Here is a 4,397-nt window from a genome sequence, read left to right as displayed (position 1 = left end):
CGCCGTCGCTGGCGGGCGCGCTGGCGGCGGTCGGTCGCGCGTTCGGTGGCGCGAACTACTCGACCGACCCGTGCCCCGAGGTCCGCCGCGACATCGACGATCTGTCGCTGCAGGGCGATTCCACCGCGCTGCGCGATGCACTCGCGTACGAGCAGCGCTTCTGCCGCTGAGGGTGGCTGGTCCGTCGGGCATCCCGCGTTGGAGTCTGGCATCGGCGGCTGCTGCGCCGCGATTGCGACAGCGAGGGAGCGGTATGGCGAAGAGAGAATGGCTACGGGCGGGGATGGCGCTGGTGCTGGTGCTACCGGCAATCGCCTTGGGTGGCGCACGCGAGGACGTCGACGCGGCGATCGCGCGGTTCGCCCAGGCGCAGAGTTTCCACGCGTCGATCAGCACCGCCGGTTCGCCGGCGAGCGAGACCGACTTCATCGCGCCGGACCGCTACCGCATGACCCTGCCCGACGGCCGGGTGCAGGTGGTGGTGGACGGCACCATGTACATGCGGGATGGCGATGCCGTGCAGCGCGTGCAGGTGCCACCGGAAGTGCTCGCGCGCTGGCGCCAGCGAACCGGGCTGTCCGGCCTGGGCGCCGGCATGCAGGCGACCGACCTGGGCGAAGACGTGCTCGACGGCGCGAGTGCGCGCAAGTACGCGATTACCCGGCCCGGCGAGGCCGCACCCGCCATGACGATATGGATCGGAACCACGGGCTATCCGCTGCAGGTCGAGGCCAACGGCATGGCGGAGGGCAAACCGGTCAGCACGACGATCCGCTACTCGCGCTTCAACGACCCGACCCTGGCGATCACCGCGCCCGAGTAAGGCAGCACGACCGGCAGCGTGTTGGGCGGGACCGCGGGCAATGTGCCGATTCCGCCGGTTCACCCCAGGGGTGCGCGACGTCGGTGGGCCCCCGACACCGTCTTGGCATACTGCCGCCGTCACCCGCTCCGCTTCCTGCGATATGTCCGCCCTGCTGGGACTGGCGCTGTTGGCCGGTCCGTTCACCACCCTGCCGCCGCCGGCGCATGTCGGCGACCCCGCGCTGGTTGCCCTGGGCAGCGACCCGGCGCGCCTGCGCCTGTTCTGCTGGTCGACCCGTTGCGGCGATGCCGAGTGGCGCCAGGCACTCGCGCCGGCCAGTGGGCTGTTCAATGGCGGCCGGCAGCGCCGACCGGCGCTGCCGGGCAGCGAACCGTGGATCGGGCTGCACGCTCCTGCCCGCCCGCGGACCAGCGCTGCCAGCTACGCCAACGACTGGCGCATCGGCGCGCGCTACGGGCTCCAGGCCATCGATAACGGCCCGACCCGGCTTGGTGTCCAGCTGGGCGCGGGCTACCGCCTGGCAACGCTGCGCGATGACGGGATCGCGCTGCCGGGTCCGGTGCTGCGTGGCTCGCTGGAGATCGCCCACGAACTCGGCGACCGTGCGCACTGGAACCAGCGCATCCAGTTCGAGACCGGCCACGGCATGACGTTCGTGAAGCAGTCACTCGGGCTGGACGTGGTGCTGTGGCCGTCGTGGACGCTGGAAAGCGACCTGCTGATCCGGCACGACGAATTCGGCCCCAGCGGCAGCGAGTCGGCGGAATCCTCGCTGCGGCTGCGGCGGCGCTTCTGACTCAGAGGCCCAGCAGTTCCCCGGCGCCCTGTTCGAGCAGCTGCGCGGCAACCTGCCGGCCAAGCGCGTCCGGCGCATCACCCTGCGCCCCGGCGCGCACCAGGCGCCCGTCCGCGGCCGAACCGACCAGCCCGTCCAGCCGCAGGCCAGTGCCATCGAGCGTCGCCAGCGCGGCGACCGGCACGTGGCAGCTGCCATGCAGCGCGCGGTTCATCGCGCGCTCGGCCTCGACGCAGCGCCGGGTTTCGGCGTGGTCGAGCGCGGCGAACAGCGCCGTCGTCGCCGGGTCGTTGTCGCGGCACTCCACCGCGACCGCCCCCTGTGCCGGCGCCGGCAACCAGTCGGGCGCGACCAGCCGGCGACGGATGCGCGCCTCGAACCCGAGCCGCTGCAGTCCGGCGCACGCCAGCACGATGGCGTCGTAGTCGCCGGCGTCGAGCTTGGCCAGCCGCGTATTGACGTTGCCGCGCAGGTCGCGCAACCGCAGGTCCGGGCGCAGCGCACGCAACTGGGCCTGCCGGCGCAGCGAGGAGGTTCCGACCACCGCCCCCTCGGGCAGCGCCTGGATGCCGTCGTGGGTGTTGCTGATGAAGGCGTCGGCGTAATCGGCGCGGGCGAGGATCGCCGGCAGCGCGAAACCCGGCTCGAGCTCCATCGGCACGTCCTTGAGCGAGTGCACCGCGCAGTCGGCGTCGCCACGCTGCATTGCCAGTTCCAGCTCCTTGAGGAACAGCCCCTTGCCTCCGATCGCGGCGAGCGAGCGGTCCAGGACCTCGTCGCCGCGGGTGCTCATCGGCACCAGTTCGACCTGCAGGCCGGGGTGGGCCGCGCGCAGGGCGGCGGCGACGTGTTCGCTCTGCCACAGGGCGAGCGGGCTCTTGCGGGTGGCGATGCGCAGTATCCGGGTCATCCGGCGATTATCGCAGGCCACCGCCCGCCGAACCCGACCAAGCCCCAACCCACGTAGGAGCGACGTAAGTCGCGACCCGCCGAACCCGGCCGGGGCGGCGACCGGGCTCATGCCACACCGGGGATCCGCTTGGGTGCTTCGACACCGGCGGGAGTGCGGTGCTCGGAAAATGACCTGCAGGTCGCGACTTACGTCGCTCCTACGGCAACGGGTTGCTCGAACGCGCGCGGCTACAGGTGCTTCAGGGTCTCGCGCAGGGCGGCGACGCAGCGACGGCTGACTTCCAGCGGCTGCTTGCCGTGGCGCAGCACGGCCTGGGTGTGGCCATCGGGTGCGCGCCGGAGTTCGACGATCTCGTGCCGGGCGACCAGGCAGTTGCGGTGGATCCGCACGAACCGGCCGCCGAATTCGTCCTCCAGCGACTTCAGCGATTCCTCGATCAGGTCCTCCCCGCGCGCGTGGTGGACGACCACGTACTTCTCTTCGGCCTGCAGGTAGTGCACGTCCTCCAGCGGGATCAGCCGCAGGCTGCCGCGCAGGCGCGCGCACAGGTGGCTGCGGACCGGCGCATCCCGGCTGGAGCGCTCGCGTCCGGCGGCGAAGGTGCGCACCCGCTCGATCGCCGCGGCAAGTCGCTCGGCCCGCACCGGCTTGACCAGGTAGTCGATCGCCTCGGCTTCGAACGCCGACAGCGCGTGGGCGTCGTACGCGGTGCAGAACACCACCGCCGGGCGCGGCTCGAACGCGGCCAGGTGGCGCGCGGCCTCGAGCCCGTCGATCCCGGGCATCGCGATGTCCAGCAGCACCAGGTCCGGTGCGTGCTCGGCGCAGGCATGCAGCGCCTGCTGGCCGTCGCCGGCCTCGGCCACCACCTCCACGCCGGCGGTCTCGCGCAACAGTCCGCGCAGGCGCTCGCGCGCCAGTGGTTCGTCGTCGGCGATGACCACCTTCATGGACTGTCCCCGTCTCGGCGCGGCAGCGGCACTGCCGCGATGCCGATCTTAGCGCCGTGGCCGGTGCCGGTCAGCCGGCGGTGAAACGCGCGGACAGCCAGTCGCCCAGGTCGCCGATCTGCTCCGCGCAGACCTGGTGGGCCATCGGATAGGCGTGCCAGTCCACCGTGAAGCCAAGCTGGCGCAGCAGTGCGGCGCTGCGCTCGCCGGCCTGGAACGGCACCACCGGGTCCTGCGTGCCATGGGCGAAGAACAGTGGCTGCCCGGTGGCGGCGGCATCCACCGACTGCGGCAGTTTCGCCAGGGACGCTGGCGACAGCGGCAGGTAGGTCGACAATGCGACCAGGCCCGCCAGCGGCTCACGCCGGCGCAGCCCGGTGGCCAGCGCGACCGCACCGCCCTGCGAGAAGCCCGCCAGCACGATGCGTCCGGGCGGGATGCCGCGCCCGGCCTCGCGCGCGATCAACGCCTCGACCTGCTCGACCGACTGGTTCACGCCGGTCTCGTCGGCCCGGTTCGCCAGGTCCAGCGCGACGATGTCGTACCAGGCGCGCATCGGCACGCCGTTGTTGATCGTCACCGGTCGCACCGGCGCGTGCGGGAACACGAAACGCAACGATGGCCACCCCGGTCGGACCAGCTCCGGGACGATCGGCGCGAAGTCGTTGCCGTCCGCGCCCAGGCCATGCAGCCACAGCACGGTCCATTGCGGCGCGGGGCCGGTTTCATGTTCGACGGTCTGCAGCAGGTTCGGTGCGTTCATTGCCGCATTGTGGCGGCTGCGCGCGCGGCCGCCAAACCGCTCAGGGTTGCGACGCGGCCGGGGTGCAGACCGGCTCGCGGTCGACCAGCCCGAGCCACGCGGTGCGTTCGACACACTTGGGCGCCCGTGCCTTCGCCCGCGCCGCGGCC

Annotated in this window: 5 protein-coding genes; 2 read left to right on the top strand and 3 right to left on the bottom strand. The window is 72.2% G+C overall.

Annotation, left to right across the window (positions count from 1 at the left end; genetic code table 11):
• The first annotated feature begins 253 nt into the window (after positions 1-253).
• Both ACKVMH_RS12870 and ACKVMH_RS12865 read left to right on the top strand, forming a co-directional pair.
• Positions 254-823, top strand: coding sequence for a hypothetical protein (locus tag ACKVMH_RS12870; RefSeq protein WP_412700595.1), 570 nt, complete (start codon positions 254-256; stop codon positions 821-823).
• A gap of 142 nt (positions 824-965) precedes the next feature.
• A complete protein-coding gene (locus tag ACKVMH_RS12865) occupies positions 966-1,622 on the top strand; it encodes a DUF481 domain-containing protein (RefSeq protein ID WP_412700594.1) in 657 nt (218 codons plus the stop codon).
• Between the two features lies 1 nt (position 1,623).
• Here ACKVMH_RS12865 and hemC read toward each other — a convergent pair whose 3' ends face one another.
• From hemC to ACKVMH_RS12850, 3 genes are all read right to left on the bottom strand, one after another.
• On the bottom strand, positions 1,624-2,532 hold the full coding sequence (hemC, locus tag ACKVMH_RS12860) for a hydroxymethylbilane synthase (RefSeq protein ID WP_412700593.1): 909 nt from the start codon (positions 2,530-2,532) through the stop codon (positions 1,624-1,626).
• A 230-nt stretch (positions 2,533-2,762) separates the two neighbouring features.
• Entirely contained in the window at positions 2,763-3,485 is a 723-nt protein-coding gene (locus ACKVMH_RS12855) for a LytR/AlgR family response regulator transcription factor (protein WP_412700592.1), read from the bottom strand.
• Between the two features lie 70 nt (positions 3,486-3,555).
• A complete protein-coding gene (locus ACKVMH_RS12850) occupies positions 3,556-4,248 on the bottom strand; it encodes an alpha/beta hydrolase (RefSeq protein WP_412700591.1) in 693 nt (230 codons plus the stop codon).
• Between the last annotated feature and the right edge of the window lie 149 nt (positions 4,249-4,397).

Source organism: Lysobacter zhanggongensis, assembly GCF_046638635.1.
Taxonomy (GTDB): domain Bacteria; phylum Pseudomonadota; class Gammaproteobacteria; order Xanthomonadales; family Xanthomonadaceae; genus Novilysobacter; species Novilysobacter luteus.
This window is presented reverse-complemented; position numbering and strand designations above follow the sequence as displayed.

Coding starts and splice junctions, on each gene's coding strand:
- ACKVMH_RS12855 (WP_412700592.1), bottom strand. CDS start 3,485: ATGAAGGTGGTCATCGCCGACGACGAACCACTGGCGCGCGAGCGCCTG.
- ACKVMH_RS12850 (WP_412700591.1), bottom strand. CDS start 4,248: ATGAACGCACCGAACCTGCTGCAGACCGTCGAACATGAAACCGGCCCC.
- ACKVMH_RS12865 (WP_412700594.1), top strand. CDS start 966: ATGTCCGCCCTGCTGGGACTGGCGCTGTTGGCCGGTCCGTTCACCACC.
- ACKVMH_RS12870 (WP_412700595.1), top strand. CDS start 254: ATGGCGAAGAGAGAATGGCTACGGGCGGGGATGGCGCTGGTGCTGGTG.
- hemC (WP_412700593.1), bottom strand. CDS start 2,532: ATGACCCGGATACTGCGCATCGCCACCCGCAAGAGCCCGCTCGCCCTG.